17 protein-coding genes are annotated in these 18,858 nt (G+C 61.4%); 11 read left to right on the top strand and 6 right to left on the bottom strand.

What is annotated here, in order from left to right:
* Window positions 1-240: 240 nt before the first annotated feature.
* From M1D99_RS08545 to M1D99_RS08535, 3 genes are all read right to left on the bottom strand, one after another.
* Entirely contained in the window at window positions 241-1,899 is a 1,659-nt protein-coding gene (locus M1D99_RS08545) for a cation acetate symporter (protein ID WP_434703405.1), read from the bottom strand.
* Window positions 1,896-2,207: a DUF485 domain-containing protein gene (locus tag M1D99_RS08540; RefSeq protein WP_186708146.1), complete on the bottom strand. Its 312-nt coding sequence runs from the start codon at window positions 2,205-2,207 to the stop codon at window positions 1,896-1,898. Before M1D99_RS08540 ends, M1D99_RS08545 begins: the two co-directional genes overlap by 4 nt.
* 313 nt (window positions 2,208-2,520) lie before the next feature.
* Window positions 2,521-3,375 (bottom strand): glycine betaine ABC transporter substrate-binding protein, encoded by an 855-nt coding sequence (locus tag M1D99_RS08535; RefSeq protein ID WP_186708148.1) that lies wholly within the window; start codon window positions 3,373-3,375, stop codon window positions 2,521-2,523.
* Window positions 3,376-3,797: 422 nt separating this feature from the next.
* Between M1D99_RS08535 and M1D99_RS08530 the strand changes: the two genes are divergently transcribed.
* Both M1D99_RS08530 and M1D99_RS08525 read left to right on the top strand, forming a co-directional pair.
* On the top strand, window positions 3,798-5,096 hold the full coding sequence (locus tag M1D99_RS08530) for a serine/threonine protein kinase (RefSeq protein ID WP_411385326.1): 1,299 nt from the start codon (window positions 3,798-3,800) through the stop codon (window positions 5,094-5,096).
* A complete protein-coding gene (locus tag M1D99_RS08525; RefSeq protein ID WP_186708152.1) occupies window positions 5,089-5,877 on the top strand; it encodes an MlaA family lipoprotein in 789 nt (262 codons plus the stop codon). The genes M1D99_RS08530 and M1D99_RS08525 overlap by 8 nt, the downstream gene beginning before the upstream one ends.
* A 134-nt stretch (window positions 5,878-6,011) precedes the next feature.
* Here the strand turns inward: M1D99_RS08525 and M1D99_RS08520 are convergent, their stop codons facing one another.
* Window positions 6,012-6,926 (bottom strand): DUF808 domain-containing protein, encoded by a 915-nt coding sequence (locus M1D99_RS08520; protein ID WP_458131644.1) that lies wholly within the window; start codon window positions 6,924-6,926, stop codon window positions 6,012-6,014.
* A gap of 131 nt (window positions 6,927-7,057) precedes the next feature.
* On the opposite strand from M1D99_RS08520, the gene M1D99_RS08515 reads away from it, so the two are divergent.
* Complete coding sequence (locus tag M1D99_RS08515; RefSeq protein ID WP_186708156.1) at window positions 7,058-7,663, top strand: TetR/AcrR family transcriptional regulator; 606 nt, start codon at window positions 7,058-7,060, stop codon at window positions 7,661-7,663.
* Between the two features lie 123 nt (window positions 7,664-7,786).
* Here the strand turns inward: M1D99_RS08515 and M1D99_RS08510 are convergent, their stop codons facing one another.
* Window positions 7,787-8,245 (bottom strand): REP-associated tyrosine transposase, encoded by a 459-nt coding sequence (locus M1D99_RS08510; protein ID WP_186730935.1) that lies wholly within the window; start codon window positions 8,243-8,245, stop codon window positions 7,787-7,789.
* A gap of 213 nt (window positions 8,246-8,458) precedes the next feature.
* Complete coding sequence (locus M1D99_RS08505; RefSeq protein WP_186730936.1) at window positions 8,459-8,899, bottom strand: GlcG/HbpS family heme-binding protein; 441 nt, start codon at window positions 8,897-8,899, stop codon at window positions 8,459-8,461.
* Between the two features lie 268 nt (window positions 8,900-9,167).
* Between M1D99_RS08505 and gcl the strand changes: the two genes are divergently transcribed.
* The 8 genes from gcl to M1D99_RS08465 all read left to right on the top strand — a co-directional run bounded on the left by gcl (window position 9,168) and on the right by M1D99_RS08465 (window position 18,719).
* Window positions 9,168-10,943: a glyoxylate carboligase gene (gcl, locus tag M1D99_RS08500; protein ID WP_458131643.1), complete on the top strand. Its 1,776-nt coding sequence runs from the start codon at window positions 9,168-9,170 to the stop codon at window positions 10,941-10,943.
* Window positions 10,944-11,074: 131 nt separating this feature from the next.
* Window positions 11,075-11,857 (top strand): hydroxypyruvate isomerase, encoded by a 783-nt coding sequence (gene hyi, locus M1D99_RS08495; protein ID WP_053123988.1) that lies wholly within the window; start codon window positions 11,075-11,077, stop codon window positions 11,855-11,857.
* Window positions 11,858-12,020: 163 nt separating this feature from the next.
* Window positions 12,021-12,911 carry a 2-hydroxy-3-oxopropionate reductase gene (locus M1D99_RS08490; protein ID WP_434574668.1) on the top strand — a complete coding sequence of 297 codons (891 nt, stop codon included), beginning with the start codon at window positions 12,021-12,023 and terminating at the stop codon, window positions 12,909-12,911.
* 149 nt (window positions 12,912-13,060) lie between these two features.
* Window positions 13,061-14,341, top strand: a complete 1,281-nt coding sequence (locus M1D99_RS08485) for a glycerate kinase type-2 family protein (RefSeq protein WP_434574666.1) — start codon at window positions 13,061-13,063, stop codon at window positions 14,339-14,341.
* Window positions 14,331-15,746, top strand: a complete 1,416-nt coding sequence (pyk, locus tag M1D99_RS08480) for a pyruvate kinase (RefSeq protein WP_434574665.1) — start codon at window positions 14,331-14,333, stop codon at window positions 15,744-15,746. The genes M1D99_RS08485 and pyk overlap by 11 nt, the downstream gene beginning before the upstream one ends.
* 122 nt (window positions 15,747-15,868) lie before the next feature.
* Window positions 15,869-16,780, top strand: a complete 912-nt coding sequence (locus tag M1D99_RS08475) for an urea transporter (RefSeq protein WP_458131642.1) — start codon at window positions 15,869-15,871, stop codon at window positions 16,778-16,780.
* Between the two features lie 21 nt (window positions 16,781-16,801).
* A complete protein-coding gene (locus M1D99_RS08470; RefSeq protein WP_186708170.1) occupies window positions 16,802-17,626 on the top strand; it encodes an ion transporter in 825 nt (274 codons plus the stop codon).
* 94 nt (window positions 17,627-17,720) lie between these two features.
* Window positions 17,721-18,719 carry a sulfate ABC transporter substrate-binding protein gene (locus M1D99_RS08465; RefSeq protein WP_458131641.1) on the top strand — a complete coding sequence of 333 codons (999 nt, stop codon included), beginning with the start codon at window positions 17,721-17,723 and terminating at the stop codon, window positions 18,717-18,719.
* Window positions 18,720-18,858: the final 139 nt, after the last annotated feature.

Below are 18,858 nucleotides of genomic sequence, written 5' to 3'. Positions count from 1 at the left end.
CCCCTGCTTCTTATATAAGAGCAGGGGCTGTTTTGTTTTATGCCCTCTTTTACATCCGCGGTGACTGGTCTGACGCCTTCGCGAGCAAGCCCGCTCCCACAGGGGATTTGCGTCGTACACAGATCCAGTGTGGGAGCGGGCTTGCTCGCGAAGGCGCCCTCACAGACAACGCAAATATCACATGCAAAAAAATACCCCAGCCTCTCGACCGGGGTATTTCTTCAAGCACTTATCGCTACATCAGTGGCTAACCGCCCCACTCGCCCCCAGACCCGTCTGCGAACGCACGAATTGCGGGAAGAACAGCGCCCGCTCGTTGACGCCTTCAGCCGATTTGTCGGTGATGGAGAAGAACCAGATGCCGACGAACGCAATGGCCATCGAGAACAGCGCTGGGTATTCGTACGGGAAGATCGCCTTCTCGTGACCCATGATCTGCACCCAGATGGTCGGGCCGAGGATCATCAGGCCCACGGCACTGACCAGGCCCAGCCAGCCGCCGATCATCGCGCCACGGGTAGTCAGCTTCTTCCAGTACATCGAAAGCAGCAGGACCGGGAAGTTGCAGCTCGCTGCGATGGAGAACGCCAGGCCCACCATGAACGCGATGTTCTGCTTCTCGAACAGGATGCCCAGGCCGATTGCCAGCACCGCCAGACAGATGGTGGTGATTTTCGAGACCCGAATCTCATCCTTCTCGTTGGCCTTGCCTTTCTTGATCACGCTGGCATACAGGTCATGGGACACCGCCGAGGCACCGGCCAGGGTCAGGCCTGCTACTACCGCCAGGATGGTCGCGAACGCCACCGCCGAGATGAAGCCCAGGAAGATGCTGCCGCCCACTGCGTTGGACAGGTGCACCGCTGCCATGTTGTTGCCGCCCAGCAAGGCACCTGCCGCGTCCTTGAAGGCCGGGTTGGTGCTGACCAGCAGGATCGCGCCGAAGCCGATGATGAAGGTCAGGATGTAGAAGTAGCCGATGAAGCCAGTGGCATACAGCACGCTCTTGCGCGCTTCCTTGGCGTCGCTCACGGTGAAGAAGCGCATCAGGATGTGTGGCAGGCCAGCGGTGCCGAACATCAGCGCCAGGCCGAGGGAGAAGGCCGAGATCGGATCCTTCACCAGGCCGCCGGGGCTCATGATCGCCTCGCCTTTAGGGTGAACCTTGACCGCTTCGGCAAACAACATGTTGAAGTCAAAGTTGACGTGCTTCATGACCATCAGGGCCATGAACGAAGCACCCGACAGCAACAGCACCGCCTTGATGATCTGCACCCAGGTGGTGGCCAGCATGCCGCCGAACAACACGTAGAGGCACATCAGGATACCCACCAGGATCACCGCGACGTGGTAGTCCAGGCCGAACAGCAGCTGAATCAGCTTGCCGGCACCGACCATTTGCGCGATCAGGTAGAACGCCACCACCACCAGCGAGCCGCAGGCGGACAGACTGCGGATCTGGGTTTGCCCGAGGCGATAGGACGCCACGTCGGCAAAGGTGTATTTACCCAGGTTGCGCAGGCGTTCGGCGATCAGGAACAGAATGATCGGCCAGCCCACCAGGAAGCCGATGGAGTAGATCAGGCCATCGTAGCCGGAGGTGAACACCAGCGCGGAAATGCCCAGGAAGGACGCCGCCGACATGTAGTCGCCCGCGATTGCCAGGCCGTTCTGGAAGCCGGTGATCTTGCCGCCGGCCGCATAGTAGTCGGCCGCCGAATTGTTTTTCTTGGACGCCCAGTAGGTGATGTATAGCGTCGCGCCGACAAAGGCCACGAACATCAGGATAGCGGCGACGTTGAGGGGTTGTTTCTGCACGGCACCGGTCAGGGCATCAGCCGCCCAGGCGCCCGGTGCGAACGCTGCGACGCTCAATAGAGCCAGTAGACGCCGGATCATTGCTGAGCCTCCTTGAGAATCGCATTGTTCAGGTCGTCGAACTCGCCGTTGGCGCGCCGTACGTAGATACCGGTCAGGACGAAGGCCGAGAGAATCAGGCCGACCCCGATGGGGATACCCCAAGTGATGGTGGCCCCAGGGCTCATCTTGGCCCCGAGAATATGCGGCCCGTAGGCGATCAGAAGAATGAAGCCGGAATACAGCCCAAGCATGATCGCCGAGAGAATCCAGGCGAACCTTTCTCGTTTCTTCACCAGCTCCTTGAAGCGCGGGCTGTTTTGAATCGAGAGGTAAATGCTGTCGTTCATTGTTTTTATCCTCGCAGCACAGATTTATTTGGAACAGCTCTACTCTATGCGGCTCCAGGCCAGGTTCCAGACGACCTTAGTATTAGAACGACATGACGGTTTTGCCGGTTTTCCGCACATTTCTCAGTTCCCTTTGTGGGAGCGGGCTTGCTCGCGAATGCGGTGTGTCAGTCAACACATGATCAACTGACACACCGCATTCGCGAGCAAGCCCGCTCCCACAGGGTTTTGTGGAGGAGTCAGGAATCGCACGCACAAAAAAACCGCATGACTCAAAAGCCATGCGGTTTTCGGAACAGTCAAACCAGGCCGATTACTTGCCGGTCCACTCCTTCACGCGGTCCGGGTGCTTGGCGACCCAATCCTTGGCAGCAGCGTCCGGCTTGGCGCCTTCCTGGATCGCCAGCATGACCTCGCCGATCTCGTCCTTCGAAGCCCACTGGAACTTCTTCAGGAATTCCGCCACTTCTGGCGCCTTGGTCCCCAGCTCCTTGCTGCCGATGCTGTTTACAGTCTCAGCCGCGCCGTAGACGCCTTTCGGGTCTTCCAGGAAACGCAGTTTCCACTTGGCGAACATCCAGTGCGGCACCCAACCGGTAACGGCGATGGATTCGTTTTTCTTCTCGGCACGGGTCAGCTCGGCGATCATGCCGGCGCCGGAACTGGCCTTGAGTTGATAACCGGTCAGGTCGTAATCCTTGATCGCCTGCTCGGTCTTGATCATCACGCCTGAACCGGCGTCGATGCCGACGATGCGCTTCTTGAACGAGTCGTCGGTCTTGAGATCCTCGAGCGACTTGGCCTTGACGTACTCCGGCACGATCAGGCCGATCTTGGCATCCTTGAAGTTGGGGCCGTAATCGACCACGTTGTCCTTGTTCTTGGTCCAATAGTCGCCGTGAGTCACCGGCAGCCAGGCCGAGAGCATCGCGTCGAGTTTGCCGGTGGCCACGCCTTGCCACATGATCCCGGTCGCGACCGCTTGCAGCTTCACGTCATAACCGAGTTTCTGCTTGATCACTTCGGCGGCCACGTGGGTGGTCGCGACGCTGTCGGACCAGCCGTCAACGTAACCGATGCTCAGGGTTTTGGTTTCGGCGCTGGCCAAGGTGGAACTGATGGCCAGTACCAGTGCGGCACCTGCGCCCAAGAGTCGTCGCATCTTCATCGTTACTTCCCCGAAAGTGCTGCGCCCGACGGATGCCGGGCGGCGTCAACGTATAGTTATGATGCTCAGCGCCCCCATCACGCTCGCCCTCAAACCGGTCTGAACGCCAGTGGAGTACTGACAGGATCGATCATCAACCTGTGCCGCTCCGGAACCTGCTCTGCCTGCGACGTCGAAGCAACGAGAAACGACATCAGAACGCCAGCTAATGATTTCGCGCAATTGGCGCCCCTCCCAGTGAGGTTTGCAGACGAAATACAGTAAATACCAGATAACTAGCCGCCACTGCGCGTGACCGTGTATCGTCCCGCTACTATCGCGCCCCGTCCGTGCCTGTTTTGTGCCTGTCATGGCACTTGGCTCCGCTTCGGTGGTCATAGGCTGCGAACCTCATTCGGCACCTTCCTCTAAGGGATCCAGTCATGCTCCGTTCCTTGCGCTTCGCTGCCCTCCTCGGCGGCCTTATCCTGAGTGCGTCCGCGCTGGCGGCAGATATTGACGCCGCCAGCTATGGCTACCCCTTGACCAACCCGTTCGAGGCGACCATCGCCACCACGCCGCCGGACCTGCGTCCGGAGCTGCCACTGATCGAAGACATCAATCAGGCGGACCACAGCCTGACCCTGCGCCCGGAACGCGAGTTCATCCTGCCGGACAACTTCTGGCCGGTAAAAAGCCTCACCTACCGCATGGCCACCCAGGATAAGCCCGCGCCGCTGATCTTCCTCATCGCCGGCACCGGTGCACGCTACGACAGCACCCTCAACGAATACCTCAAGCGCCTCTACTACAAGGCCGGCTACCACGTGGTGCAGTTGTCTTCGCCCACCAGTTTCGACTTCATGAGCGCCGCTTCGCGCTTCGCCACCCCGGGCATCACCAAGGAAGACGCCGAAGACATGTACCGGGTGATGCAGGCGGTACGCGCCCAGAACCCGAAAGTCCCCGTCACCGAGTACTACCTCACCGGCTACAGCCTCGGCGCCCTGGACGCGGCCTTCGTCGCCCACCTGGACGAAACCCGGCGCAGCTTCAATTTCAAGAAGGTGCTGCTGCTGAACCCGCCGGTGAACCTCTACACCTCGATCACCAACCTGGACAAATTGGTCCAGACCGAGGTCAAGGGCATCAACAGCACCACGACTTTTTATGAACTGGTGTTGAACAAGCTGACCCGCTACTTCCAGCAAAAAGGCTACATCGACCTCAACGATGCGTTGCTGTATGACTTCCAGCAGTCCAAGCAACACCTGAGCAACGAGCAGATGGCGATGTTGATCGGCACCTCGTTCCGCTTCTCGGCGGCCGACATCGCCTTCACCTCGGACCTGATCAACCGCCGGGGCCTGATCATCCCGCCGAAATTCCCGATCACCGAAAGCACCAGCCTCACGCCATTCCTCAAGCGCGCGCTGCAATGCGATTTCGACTGCTACCTCACCGAGCAGGTGATCCCGATGTGGCGCGCGCGCACCGACGGCGGCAGCCTGCTGCAACTGGTCGACCAGGTGAGCCTGTACGCACTGAAGGATTATTTGCAGGCCAGCACGAAGATTTCGGTCATGCACAACGCCGACGACGTCATTCTCGGCCCGGGCGACCTGGGCTTCCTGCGCAAGACCTTTGGCGATCGCCTGACGGTTTATCCACTGGGCGGCCACTGCGGCAACCTTAATTACCGCGTCAACAGCGACGCCATGCTGGAGTTTTTCCGTGGCTAAATATCTGCTGCTTATCGCTGCGTTAATCAGTGCGGGCATGGTCCAGGCCGACAACAGCAAGGCCGATGCACCTGTGGTGGTGGATTCGGACGGTTTCAAGGAACCGCTGACCAAGCTCAAGTTCAACCCGGGGCTGGACCAACGCGAGTTCGAGCGTTCGACCCTTAACGCATTGAACGTCTATGACCCGCTGGAATCCTGGAACCGCCGGGTCTATCACTTCAACTACCGCTTCGACCAATGGGTCTTCCTGCCCGTGGTCGATGGTTATCGCTACATCACCCCCGGCTTCGTGCGCACCGGGGTCAGCAATTTCTTCAATAACCTGGGAGACGTGCCGAACCTGATGAACAGCCTGCTGCAATTCAAGGGCAAGCGTTCGATGGAAACCACGGCGCGCCTGTTGCTCAACACCACCGTCGGCATCGCCGGCCTGTGGGACCCGGCCACCGCCATGGGCCTGCCGCGCCAGAGCGAAGATTTCGGTCAGACCTTGGGCTTCTACGGCGTGCCGGGCGGCGCGTATTTCGTGTTGCCGATCTTCGGCCCCTCGAACCTGCGCGACACCTCGGGACTGTTGGTGGACTACACCGCTGAATCGGCAATCAACTTCCTGAACGTCTCGGAAGTCAGCTCCAACCACCCGGAGCTCTTGCTCCTGCGCGGCGTGGACAAGCGCTACCAGACCAGTTTCCGCTACGGCCAACTGAACACGCCGTTCGAATATGAAAAGGTGCGCTACGTGTACACCGAGTCGCGCAAGTTGCAGATAGCCGAGTAACCCAACGCCTGACGCAAATCCCACTGTGGGAGCGGGCTTGCTCGCGAATGCGGTGTGTCAGATGACATGTTCGTCAACTGACACACCGCATTCGCGAGCAAGCCCGCTCCCACAGTTGTTTTGTGTTGCCAGGTTCAGCCTTTCAGCGCTTTCCAGACCTTGCCCACCACCAGCACACCCGCCAACACCACCGCCCCCGCCACGATCCCCGCCACCGCATTGAGCAACATCGGCACGATAAACCCGGCGCCACCGGCGCTGGCCGTCACGCCTTCGATCCAGTGATGCACCGCCGGCACGCCGTGGGTAAGAATGCCACCGCCCACCAGGAACATCGCTGCGGTGCCGATCACCGACAAGCTTTTCATCATATAGGGCGCTGCGCGCAGGATGGCCCCGCCGATGCTTTTGGCGACCTGTCCTGGCTTCTGCGTCAACCAGAGCCCCAGGTCATCGAGCTTGACGATGCCCGCCACCAGGCCGTACACACCGACGGTCATCACAATCGCAATGCCCGACAGCACGATCACCTGCTGAGTCAGCGGCGCATCGGCGACGGTGCCGAGGGTGATGGCAATGATTTCCGCTGAAAGGATGAAGTCGGTGCGCACGGCACCCTTGATCTTGTCTTTTTCGAAAGCCACCAGATCCACCGCCGGATCCGCCACCGCCTCGACCAGTTGCGCATGTTCAGCCTGGTCCTCGGCCTTGCTATGAAGGAACTTGTGGGCCAGTTTCTCGAACCCTTCGAAGCACAGGTAGGCGCCGCCGATCATCAACAGCGGCGTCACCAGCCAAGGGACGAAAGCACTGATCGCCAGCGCCGATGGCACCAGGATCAACTTGTTGATGAACGACCCCTTGGCCACCGCCCACACCACCGGCAGCTCGCGCTCGGCGCGCACACCCGACACTTGCTGGGCGTTGAGCGCCAGGTCATCGCCGAGCACGCCGGCGGTTTTCTTGGCGGCCATCTTGGTCATCAGCGCAACATCGTCGAGTACGGTAGCGATATCGTCGATCAGTACCAGCAAACTGCTTCCAGCCATGAAGGGGCTCCTTGAATAATGATGCCGCGAAGCATACCGCGAGCCGTGGTGCCTTGGGGCATTCTTGAGCGCCGCGCGAGGCCGGTGCTACCATGCGCCACCGCCAGAACAGGCAAGGAACCCCTGGGTTTATGAGCACTATCCGCGAGCGCAACAAAGAATTGATCCTGCGTGCCGCCAGCGAAGAATTTGCCGACAAGGGCTTCGCCGCGACCAAGACCAGCGACATCGCGGCCAAGGCAGGCCTGCCCAAACCCAACGTCTACTACTACTTCAAATCCAAGGAAAACCTCTACCGCGAGGTCCTGGAAAGCATCATCGAGCCGATTCTCCAGGCTTCGACACCGTTCAACGCCGACGGCGTGCCCGGTGAGGTGCTGAGCCACTACATCCGCTCCAAGATCCGCATCTCCCGCGAACTGCCCTTCGCCTCGAAAGTCTTCGCCAGCGAAATCATGCACGGCGCCCCGCACCTGAGCCCCGACCTGGTGGAGCAACTCAACGCCCAGGCCCGGCATAACATCGACTGCATCCAGACCTGGATCGACCGCGGCCAGATCGCCCCCATCGACCCCAACCACCTGATGTTCAGCATCTGGGCCGCCACCCAGACCTATGCCGATTTCGACTGGCAAATCAGCGCCGTGACCGGCAAGGCCAAGCTGGATGAAGCGGATTACGAAGCGGCGGCGCAGACGATTATTCGGTTGGTTTTGAAGGGGTGTGAGGTGGATTGAAATACCGCAGCGCCCCCATTCGCGAGCCCGCTCCCACAGCTTCGTGATGTACACATATTGTGTGCTCAATACGGGCCCCTGTGGGAGCGGGCTTGCTCGCGAAAGCGGCAACTCGATAGTAAGTCAAAGCCAAATGGCATCCCACAGCGGATAGTCGCCAAGCCGCTTCACCAAGCCCGCCCGCAATGGGTTGGCGACGACATAGCGAGCCATAAATACCAAATCGTCCTCCTGCCGCAGTGCCCGGTCATGAAATCCTTTCTGCCAAAGGCTGCCAACCCTTCCTGCTGCCTCGTTAATCTCTTTGGCGCTGAGGGATTTCACCCGACACATCAACTGCCCTAAAGACCCTCGATGCAGTCGAATCAGCCAATGGACATGATCAGGCATGACGACAAAGGCCAGGGAGTCCGCAATACCTTGCTCCTGAACCTCCCTGAATTGATGGATGACGACCCTTCCCAAGCCATAGTTTTCAAAGACCGGTTCGCGCTCCAGCGTATTGGCGGTCAATAAATAGATGCGATTCTCTTCTGCATAGCGACCGATACGCAGGCGGTGTGAAGCTGAGCGTGCGGGCATTCCGTCGCCCCCCTTTCCTGATGAAGTTCTGAAAGACTAGCTTCGGGGATGCAACATCATGGTTGGTCTTTTTGCCGGATGTGTATGGTCGATCGCTTTCGCGAGCAAGCCCGCTTCCACAAGGATTTGCGGTGTTCATACATGTTGTGTCGAGCACCGAAAACCTGTGGGAGCGGGCTTGCTCGCGAATGCGCCAGTCAACTCACCGCAAAATCAAACAACCACCCCCACATCCGCCCTCAACCGCAGCGCCTCCACAGCCCTCACCGCCACCTGCTCATCCACATCCGAAACATCTCCACTCACCCCAATCGCTCCTAGCACCTTCCCCTCCTGGTCCCTGATCAACACCCCACCCGGGGCCGGTACGACGTTGCCTTGGCCCAATCCATTCAACGCGGCGAAGAACGCCGGGCGTTGTTGGGCGTCCTGGGCGAGCAGGCGCGAGCCTTTGCCCAGGGCGATGGCGCCCCAGGCCTTGCCGATGGCGATCTGCGGGCGAAGCAGGCTGGCGCCGTCTTCGCGCTGCAAGGCGACCAGGTGTCCGCCGCTGTCCAGGACCGCGACGGTCAAGGGTGCGGCGCTGATTTCACGTCCTGCGGCAAGCACTTGCCCGGCCAGGTTGATGGCGATTTTCAAGGTTAGAACGCTCATGGGTGCTGTCCTTCTTTTGTTATGGGAAAGCCTTGCGGGCTTCACTTTCAGCAAAACCGAACCTAACAAATAGAACACAACAACGATTGTTTTTGTATACAATAATTCTCACAAACAACCTTTAACGACTAAAGGGCGCAGCAAAACCAGGCGTTCCGACGAATGAAACAGGTGCTTGAGGAAATGCATTGACCTGCATCGCTCGCCGTGAATACACTCTGCGCAAAGCCATTTGTATACAATTACAAAACGTAAGAGGCACAAAACCATGAGCAAAATGAGAGCAATCGAAGCCGCCGTTCTGGTGATGCGCCGTGAAGGCGTGGACACCGCCTTCGGCATCCCGGGTGCTGCGATCAACCCGCTGTACTCCGCCCTGCAAAAGGTGGGTGGCATCGATCATGTCCTCGCTCGCCACGTTGAAGGCGCCTCGCACATGGCCGAGGGCTACACCCGGACCAAGGCCGGCAACATCGGCGTGTGCATCGGCACCTCGGGCCCGGCCGGCACCGACATGGTGACCGGGCTCTACAGCGCATCGGCCGACTCGATCCCGATTCTGTGCATCACCGGGCAAGCGCCCCGCGCCCGTATGCACAAGGAAGACTTCCAGGCTGTGGATATCACCAGCATCGTCAAACCCGTGACCAAGTGGGCGACCACCGTACTGGAGCCTGGCCAGGTGCCGTATGCCTTCCAGAAGGCGTTCTTCGAGATGCGCTCCGGCCGTCCGGGCCCGGTGCTGATCGACCTGCCGTTCGACGTGCAGATGGCAGAGATCGAGTTCGACATCGACGCCTACCAACCGCTGCCCCTGGCCAAACCCGCGGCCAACCGCGTGCAGATCGAGAAAGCCCTGGCGATGCTCAATCAGGCTGAACGCCCCTTGCTGGTGGCTGGCGGCGGCATCATCAATGCCGATGCCAGCGACCTGCTGGTGGAGTTCGCCGAGCTGACTGGCATCCCGGTCATTCCGACCTTGATGGGCTGGGGCACGATCCCCGACGATCACCCGCTGATGGTCGGCATGGTCGGCCTGCAAACCTCCCATCGCTATGGCAACGCCACCTTGCTCAAGTCGGACCTGGTGCTGGGCGTCGGCAACCGCTGGGCCAACCGTCACACCGGTTCGGTGGACGTCTACACCGAAGGCCGCACGTTCATTCACGTGGACATCGAGCCAACCCAGATCGGCCGGGTGTTCACTCCCGACCTGGGTATCGTCTCCGATGCCGCCTCCGCCCTGACGGTGTTCATTGAAGTGGCCCGCGAGTGGCAAGCCGCCGGCAAGCTGAAGAACCGCAGCGCCTGGTTGCAGGATTGCCAGCAACGCAAGGCCAGCCTGCAACGCAAGACCCACTTCGACAACGTGCCGGTCAAGCCACAACGGGTGTACGAAGAAATGAACCAGGTATTCGGCAAGGACACCTGCTATGTCAGCACCATCGGCCTGTCGCAGATCGCCGGCGCGCAGTTCCTCCACGTCTACAAGCCACGCCATTGGATCAACTGCGGCCAGGCCGGCCCCTTGGGCTGGACCATTCCGGCGGCGCTGGGGGTGGTCAAGGCCGATCCGAGCCGCAAGGTCGTGGCGCTGTCGGGCGACTATGATTTCCAGTTCATGATCGAAGAGCTGGCGGTGGGTGCACAATTCAAATTGCCGTACATCCACGTTGTGGTGAACAACTCCTACCTGGGCTTGATTCGCCAGGCCCAGCGCGGCTTCGACATGGATTACTGCGTGCAGCTGTCGTTCGACAACCTGAACGCCCCGGAACTCAACGGTTATGGCGTGGACCACGTTGCCGTGGCCGAAGGCCTGGGGTGCAAGGCGTTGCGGGTGTTCGAACCGGCCGGTATCCAACCGGCGCTGCGCCAGGCCCAGGCGATGATCGAGGAGTTCAAGGTGCCGGTGATCGTCGAGATCATCCTGGAGCGGGTGACCAACATCTCCATGGGCACCGAGATCAACGCCGTCAATGAGTTTGAAGACCTGGCGCTGGTGGGCAACGATGCACCCACAGCCATCTCATTGCTCGACTGACATCCCAATGTGGGAGCGGGCTTGCTCGCGAAGACGGTTTCAGATCCAACAAAGATGTCGGCTGACAGACCACTTTCGCGAGCAAGCCCGCTCCCACAGGGGTGCGTTCACATTATTTACAGGAGACCACCATGCCGCGTTTCGCCGCCAACCTGTCCATGCTGTTCACCGAGCAGGATTTCCTCGCCCGTTTCGAAGCCGCCGCCAAGGCCGGTTTCAGTGGTGTCGAATACCTGTTCCCCTATGACTACAGCTCCGCCGAACTCAAGGCCTTGCTCGACGCCAACGGCCTGACCCAGGTGCTGTTCAACCTGCCGGCCGGCGACTGGGCCAAGGGCGAGCGCGGCATTGCCTGCCTGCCGGACCGGGTCGAGGAGTTCCGCGCCGGGGTCGACCTGGCAATCGCCTACGCCCAAGTATTGGGCAACACGCAGGTCAACTGCCTGTCGGGGATTCGCCCGCAGAACTGCAGTGAAACCCTGGTGGAAAAAACCTTTGTCGCCAACCTGAAATACGCCGCCGAGAAGCTGCAGGCCAAAGGCATCAAGCTGGTGATGGAAGCCATCAACACTCGCGACATTCCCGGCTTCTACTTGAACAACACCGCCCAGGCCCTGTCGATCCGCGAGCAGGTGGGCAGCGCCAACCTGTTCCTGCAATACGACATCTACCACATGCAGATCATGGAAGGTGACCTGGCCCGGACCCTGTCGGCGCACCTGGGCGAGATCAACCATGTGCAACTGGCGGACAACCCGGGCCGTAACGAGCCGGGCACGGGCGAAATCAACTACCGCTTCCTGTTCGAACACCTGGACCGCATCGGCTACCAGGGTTGGATCGGTTGCGAATACAAGCCGCTGACCACCACCGAAGCGGGCCTGGGCTGGCTGAAAACCCATAACGCGATCTGACTGACGCAGGCTTTTGTGGCGAGGGAGCTTGCTCCCGCTCGGCTGCGAAGCAGACGCATGATTTTTCACCCTACATGGATTTCTGGGGCCGCTTCGCGGCCCAGCGGGAGCAAGCTCCCTCGCCACAGAAACCCGGGACATTTCAATAAGAGAGGATTTTCCCATGGCTAAAATCGGATTCATCGGCACCGGCATCATGGGCCACCCCATGGCACTGAACCTGCAAAAGGCCGGTCACAGCCTGTTCCTGTCCCAGCACCACGACCCGGCCCCGGCCGACCTGCTGGCCGGCGGCGCGGTGGCCTTGGCCAACCCGAAGGAAGTGGCCCAGGAAGCCGAGTTCATCATCGTCATGGTTCCGGACACGCCGCAGGTCGACGACGTGCTGTTCCGCGCCGATGGCGTCGCGGCGGGCGTGGGCGCGGGCAAGGTGGTGATCGACATGAGTTCGATCTCCCCCACCGCCACCAAGGCGTTCGCGGCGAAGATCAATGAAAAAGGCGCGCAGTACCTCGATGCCCCGGTCTCCGGTGGTGAAGTCGGTGCCAAGGTCGCCACCCTGAGCATCATGGTCGGTGGCGACAGCGCCGCCTTCGAACGCGCGCTGCCACTGTTCCAGGCCATGGGCAAGAACATCACCCTGGTGGGCGGCAACGGTGACGGCCAGACCGCCAAAGTGGCGAACCAGATCATCGTCGCCCTGAACATCCAGGCCGTGGCCGAGGCCTTGTTGTTCGCCTCGAAAAACGGTGCCGACCCGGCCAAGGTCCGTGAAGCGCTGATGGGCGGTTTCGCTTCGTCGAAGATCCTTGAGGTACACGGCGAACGCATGATCAAGGGCACCTTCGATCCGGGCTTCCGCATCAGCCTGCACCAGAAGGACCTGAACCTGGCCCTGCAAGGCGCCAGGGAGCTGAACATCAACCTGCCCAACACCGCCAACGCCCAACAAGTGTTCAGCACCTGCGCGGCCATTGGTGGCAGCCACTGGGATCACTCGGCGCTGATCAAGGGGCTGGAGCATATGGCCAATTTCTCGATTCGCGATAACTGACACACCACACCCCTTGTGGGAGCGGGCTTGCTCGCGAAGGCGATCTTCCTGTCAATGAAGTATTGACTGACACACCGCCTTCGCGAGCAAGCCCGCTCCCACAGGGGTCTGCGTTGCCCTTCAAATAACAAGAATCCCGGGAGCCCGCCATGTCGGTCGATCCGCAACAACTGCTGCGCGAGCTGTTTGCCACAGCCATCGACGCGGCCCATCCGCAGCAAGTCCTTGAACACTACCTGCCCAGCGACCGCAGCGGCCGGGTGATCGTCATCGGGGCCGGCAAGGCCGCGGCGGCCATGGCGCAAGTGGTCGAGCGCTGCTGGCAGGGCGACGTGTCCGGCCTGGTGGTGACCCGCTACGGCCATGGCGCGCCTTGTCAGAAAATCGAAGTGGTGGAAGCCGCCCACCCGGTGCCTGACGCCGCTGGCCTGGCCGTGGCCCAACGGGTGCTGGAGCTGGTGAGCAATCTCAGCGAAGACGACCGGGTGATCTTCCTGTTGTCCGGCGGCGGTTCGGCCCTGCTCGCGTTGCCAGCCGAAGGCATCACCCTGGCCGACAAGCAATCGATCAACAAAGCCTTGCTCAAATCCGGCGCGACCATCGGCGAGATGAATTGCGTGCGCAAGCACCTCTCGGCGATCAAGGGCGGGCGCCTGGGCAAGGCCTGCTGGCCGGCGACGGTGTACACCTACGCGATTTCCGATGTACCCGGCGATCTCGCCACGGTCATCGCTTCCGGCCCCACCGTGGCCGACCCCAGCACGTCGGCCGACGCCCTGGCGATTCTCCAGCGCTACCACATCGAGGTGCCGGCCTCGGTGCGCACCTGGCTGCGCAGCCCGGCGTCGGAAACCGTCAAGCCCGGTGACCCGAGCCTCGCCCGCAGCCATTTCCAGTTGATCGCCCGCCCCCAGCAGTCATTGGAAGCCGCGGCGGTGAAGGCCCGGCAGGCCGGTTTCAGCCCACTGATCCTCGGCGACCTGGAAGGCGAATCCCGGGAGGTGGCCAAAGTCCACGCCGGCATCGCCCGGCAAATCGCCCTGCACGGCCAGCCGCTGGCAGCACCGTGCGTGATTCTTTCCGGCGGTGAAACCACCGTCACCGTGCGCGGCGATGGCCGTGGCGGGCGCAATGCCGAATTCCTGCTGAGCCTGACCGACAACCTCAAGGGCCATCCCGGCATCTATGCGCTGGCCGGCGACACGGACGGCATCGACGGCTCCGAAGACAACGCCGGCGCCCTCATGACCCCGGACAGCTATCGCCGCGCCGCCGAGCTGGGCCTGTGCGCCAGCGACGAGTTGGACAACAACAATGGCTACGGCTACTTCGCTGCCCTGGATGCGCTGATCGTCACCGAACCGACCCGCACCAACGTCAACGACTTTCGCGCCATCCTGATCCTCGAGAACCCCAAACATGACGCCTGATAAAAAGGTCAAGATCCTCGCGACCCTCGGCCCCGCCACCCGCGGCATCGATGACATCCGCGAGCTGGTACAGGCCGGGGTGAACATCTTCCGCCTGAACTTCAGCCACGGCGAGCACGCCGACCACGCCCAGCGCTACCAGTGGATTCGTGAGGTCGAGCAGCAACTCAACTACCCCCTGGGCATCCTGATGGACCTGCAAGGCCCGAAGCTGCGGGTCGGCCGGTTCGCCGATGGCAAGGTCCTGCTGCAACGAGGCCAGGCCCTGCGCTTGGACCTGGACCCGACACCGGGCGATCAACGCCGGGTCAACCTGCCCCACCCGGAAATCATCGCGGCCCTGGAGCCCGGCATGGACCTGCTGTTGGACGACGGCAAGTTGCGCCTGCGCGTGATCGCCAGGCACGGCGACGCCATCGACACCGAGGTGCTCAACGGCGGCGAGCTGTCGGACCGCAAGGGCGTGAACGTGCCCCAGGCCGTGCTCGACCTGAGCCCGTTGACCGCCAAGGACCGGCGCGACTTGAGTTTCGGCCTGGAGCTGGGCGTGGACTGGGTGGCGCTGTCGTTCGTGCAGCGTCCCGAGGACATTCGCGAGGCGCGTGGGCTGATCGGCAACAAGGCGTTCCTGATGGCGAAGATCGAAAAGCCGTCGGCGGTGAGCCAGCTGCGCGAGATCGCCGAATTGAGCGACGCGATCATGGTCGCCCGTGGCGACCTGGGGGTCGAAGTCCCGGCCGAAAGCGTGCCGCAGATCCAGAAAAACATCATCGGCACCTGCCGTGCCCTCGGCAAACCGGTGGTGGTGGCGACTCAGATGCTCGAGTCGATGCGCTTCTCCCCGGCCCCCACCCGTGCCGAAGTCACTGACGTCGCCAACGCCGTGGCCGAGGGGGCCGATGCGGTCATGCTCTCGGCGGAAACCGCGTCCGGCGATTACCCCCTCGAAGCCGTGCAGATGATGAGCAAGATCATCCGCCAGGTGGAAAACGGCCCCGACTACCAGGCGCAACTGGACGTCAGCCGGCCGAAGGCCGAGGCCACGGTGTCGGACGCCATCAGCTGCGCGATCCGGCGCATCAGCAGCATCCTGCCGGTGGCGGTGCTGGTGAACTACAGCGAATCGGGCAGTTCCAGCCTGCGCGCGGCGCGGGAACGGCCGACAGTGCCGATCCTCAACCTCACGCCGAACCTGCAGGCCGCCCGCCGCCTGACGGTGGCCTGGGGCGTGCACTCGGTGGTCAATGACCGGTTGAAGCAGGTGGATGAAGTCTGTTCCACCGCCCTGGAAATCGCCCAGGCCCAAGGCATGGCCCAGCGTGGCGATACCCTGCTGATTACCGCGGGCGTGCCGTTCGGGCAGCCGGGGTCGACCAATTCGCTGCGCATTGAGACGCTGCTCTGAGCTTTTCTGTGGCGAGGGAGCTTGCTCCCGCTCGGTTGCGTAGCAACCGCAAAAAGAGGGGCCGCTGCGCGACCCTGCGGGAGCAAGCTCCCTCGCCACAGTTCTCTTATTCCTGACCCATCATGCCCAACCATTCCTCCAACCCCCACTGCCCCGACTGGGCCACCGCCCTGCTCAACGGCTTCAGCCAAATCTTCCTCCAGCGCCATCCGCTGTGCGGCCTGCTGTGCCTGCTGGCGATTCTGCTGACGGCGCCGGCCCTGTTCGGCGGCGCGCTGCTGGGCGGGGTGGCCGGGTTGCTGACGGCCCAGCGACGTGGTTACGCCAAGGCCGACCGGCAAGCCGGACTGTTCAGCTACAACGGCATCCTGCTGGGCTTGCTGCTGAGCCTGGCGTTGCCCTGGTCGGTGCTGTTACCGCCGTTGATCATCGCCGCGGGCGGCCTCAGTGCGATGCTGACCCAGCAATGGCTCAAGCGCACCCGCGGCCCTCGTTGCCTGCCCGCCTACACCGCGCCGTTTGTAGGGTTGGCGTGGCTGCTGATGAGTTTCACCGCGCCGACACCCCCAGCCACTTCGATCGAAATGACGATGCCCAACCTGGTGGCCGCTCATCTGAGCGGACTGGGCCAGGTCATGTTTCTCGGCCACCCTGCGGCCGGTGCACTGATTGCGCTGGGCTTGTTGCTGGCCAACCGTCGCGCCGCGGTATGGGCCTTGTTCGCTTCCGCCGTCGGCCTGGCCTTCGCTTTGTCGCAACAAGAGAACGCAACCGCCCTTTCCGGGCTGGGCGGCTACAACCCTGTGTTGGTGGCGTTGGCCTTCAGCCAACAGCGTCGCCCGTGGCTGCCGCTGGCGGGCATCCTCTTGGCGGTCATGCTCACACCAGGGTTTACCGCCCTCGGCCTGCCGCCCCTGACGGCACCGTTCATCCTTGCTTGCTGGCTGATCCAGGCCGGCGGCCGGGCGTGGCACCAGGCCAGCCTCGACAGCGCGCCTTGCGCTCTGCGGGGCAATCGCCCTAGGCTTCGCTGATTCCGGGTTCAGGCGAAGAGTATGGACAGCAGCAACAATTGGCGTGAACGCCTCTACGTCATCATTTTCCAGACCGACACCGTGGCCGGCCGGCGCTTCGACAGCACCCTGCTGTTGATCATCCTCGCCAGCCTGGTGATCGTGATGCTCGACAGCATCGACAGCGTGCACAAAAACTACGCCGCCCTGCTGGCCGGTATCGAGTGGGGTTTCACCTTCATCTTCATCGTCGAGTACGGCCTGCGCCTGTATTGCTCACCCAAGCCGCTGCGCTATGCCTTCAGTTTCTATGGGTTGGTGGATCTGCTGGCGATCGTGCCGGGGATCCTGGCGCTGTACTACAGCGATGCCCAATACCTGCTGATCATTCGGATCATCCGCATGCTGCGAATTTTCCGTGTGCTCAAGCTCAGCCCTTATCTCAAGCAAGCCAACTACCTGATGGCGGCGCTGCGCGGGAGCAAGCAGAAAATCATCGTGTTTCTGGTCAGCGTCTCGACCCTGGTGACCGTCTTCGGCACGCTGATGTACGTCATCGAAGGCCCCGAGCACGGGTTCACCAGCATTCCCAAGGGCATCTATTGGGCTATCGTGACATTGACCACCGTAGGCTTCGGCGACATCGTGCCCAAGACCCCACTCGGCCAAGTGGTGTCGTCCCTGGTGATGATCACCGGTTACTCGATCATCGCCGTGCCGACCGGCATTTTCACCGCTGAACTGGCCACGGCCATGCGCGGCGACCAGCTCAAGCACGATTGCCCGGTGTGCAGCAAAAACAACCATGAACACGGCGCCGCTTTCTGCTCCCGTTGTGGCAATGCGTTGTTTAAGAAATTGGAATAAGCAAAGCACTTTTTAATGCTTGATGGCCTATTGGCTTGCCGCTAGTGTTGCTGGCTAATTGCCCGGAACCCCCGTTAATAAAAAGGAATTCGCAGTGAAGAACTTCTTTGGCGCCTCCCTTCTCGCCGCCGGCCTGACCTTTGGCGGCCTGGCCCACGCCGCCCCGACCCTGCTCAACGTTTCCTACGACGTGATGCGCGATTTCTACAAGGACTACAACGCCGCCTTCCAGAAACACTGGCAGGCCGAGCACAACGAAAACATCACCGTGCAGATGTCCTTCGGCGGCTCCAGCAAGCAGGCGCGCTCAGTGATCGACGGGCTGCCGGCGGATGTCATCACCATGAACATGGCCACTGACATCAACGCCTTGGCCGACAACGGCAAACTGGTGCCTGATAACTGGGTCACCCGCCTGCCGAACAACAGCGCGCCGTTCACCTCCGCCACAGTGTTCATCGTGCGCAAAGGCAACCCGAAAGCCTTGAAAGACTGGCCCGACCTGCTCAAGGACGGCGTGCAGGTGATCGTGCCCAACCCGAAAACCTCCGGCAACGGTCGCTACACCTACCTGTCGGCCTGGGGCTATGTACTGAAGAATGGCGGCGACGAGAACAAGGCCAAGGACTTCGTCGGCAAGCTGTTCAAGCAGGCGCCGGTACTGGACACCGGTGGTCGCGCCGCGACAACCACCTTCATGACCAACCAGATCGGCGACGTGCTGGTGACGTTTGAAAACGAAGCGGAAATGATCGCCCGCGAGTTCGGTCGCGATCAGTTCGAAGTGGTCTACCCAAGCGTTTCCGCCGAGGCCGAGCCACCGGTCAGCGTCGTCGACAAAGTGGTCGAGAAAAAAGGCTCCCGCAAAGCCGCCGAGGCGTACCTCAAATACCTGTGGTCGCCCGAAGGCCAGGAAATCGCCGCCGCCAACTACCTGCGTCCACGGGATCCGGCGGTACTGGCCAAATACACCGACCGCTTCCCGAAAGTAGACTTCCTGTCGGTGGAAAAAACCTTTGGTGACTGGCGCACGGTGCAGAAGACTCACTTTAATGATGGTGGGGTTTTCGACCAGATCTATAGCGGGCAGTAAGACACTGGTTCAACCAGAATTGCATGCAAGCTTTTGTGGCGAGGGAGCTTGCTCCCGCTCGGTTGCGCAGCGACCGCCAGAAGGGGGCCGCTACGCAGCCCAGCGGGAGCAAGCTCCCTCGCCACAAAGGCACTCCCTT

Source organism: Pseudomonas sp. R3-41 (genome assembly GCF_054161485.1).
Note: the sequence above shows the minus strand (reverse complement) of the source record. Positions and strands in the feature narration are given on the sequence as shown.